This is a genomic window from Streptomyces sp. NPDC002206 (assembly GCF_053593595.1).
The window spans coordinates 507,924-509,159 of sequence record NZ_JBSFCW010000003.1; the positions used below are offsets into that span (position 1 = coordinate 507,924).

Sequence of the window (1,236 nt, forward strand, 5' to 3'; positions counted from 1 at the left end):
GACGGAACCCGCCCCGGTCACCGCCACTCGTGGGCCGGCTGTCATCACGACGGAAGCCACCACCGGCACCGCCACCGCGGCTGTCATCGCGACGGAACCCGCCGCTCGTGGGCCGGCTGTCATCACGACGGAAGCCACCACTGGAGCCGCCACCGCGGCTGTCGTCGCGACGGACGCCACCACCGGCACCGCCACTACGGCTGTCATCGCGACGGAACCCGCCCCGGTCACCGCCACTCGTGGGCCGACTGTCATCACGACGGAAGCCACCACCGGCACCGCCACCGCGGCTGTCATCACGACGGAACCCGCCACTGCGGCTGTCGTCGTCGCGACGGGGCCCACGCGGCCGGTCGTCACGGCGCTCGAAGCCACCACCGGGACGCCCACCACGCTCATCATCACGACGCGGCGCACGATCATCGCGACGGAAGCCTCCACCGGAACCGGAACCGCCACCGCGGTTGTCATCACGACGGAACCCACCACCGGAACCACCACCGCGGTCGTCCCGAGGGAACCTGCCACCGGAACCGCCGCCGCGGTTGTCATCGCGACGGAACCCACCACCGGAGCCACCGCCACGGCTGTCGTCACGGCGCGGCCCGCGATCACGGTCGTCGCGACGGACGCCACCACCGGCACCGCCGCTCGTCGGCCGGCCGTCATCACGGCGGTTGCCACCACGGTCGTTGTCCCGACGCGGGCTTCCGGACCGGTCGTCACGACCACCCCGGAAGCCGCCCCGGTCACCATCGTCCCGGCGACGCGGCTCGCGCTCCGAACGATCGTCGGGAGAGTTGGTGGACATGGGTGGAACTCCTGTCTTCGGGTACTACACACATTCTCGCGCAGTCGGCCACCCGACGCGCTTCGGAAAACAAAAAAGGACCTTTGGTCCCAGCATGAACGCTGGGACCAAAGGTCCTTGAAAGATTGTTCGGCGGCGTCCTACTCTCCCACAGGGTCCCCCCTGCAGTACCATCGGCGCTGAAAGGCTTAGCTTCCGGGTTCGGAATGTAACCGGGCGTTTCCCTAACGCAATGACCACCGAAACCCTATCGGGTTCTAGCGAACAAGCACACTTTTCAATTAAGTAGTGAAGCTGTTCAACCGGTGCGACTGTTCGCAACCCGGGAACAACACAGTGGACGCGAGCAACTGAGGACAAGCCCTCGGCCTATTAGTACCAGTCAGCTCCACCCGTTGCCGGGCTTCCACATCTGGCCTATCAAC

At 66.7% G+C, this 1,236-nt stretch carries 1 rRNA gene and 1 pseudogene; both read right to left on the bottom strand.

The window, feature by feature from the left end:
- Nucleotides 1-684, bottom strand: a pseudogene (locus tag ACWCP8_RS10440) (hypothetical protein); the annotation flags it as partial.
- Between the two features lie 254 nt (nt 685-938).
- Nucleotides 939-1,055: ribosomal RNA gene (gene rrf / locus ACWCP8_RS10445) — 5S ribosomal RNA — on the bottom strand.
- Between the last annotated feature and the right edge of the window lie 181 nt (nt 1,056-1,236).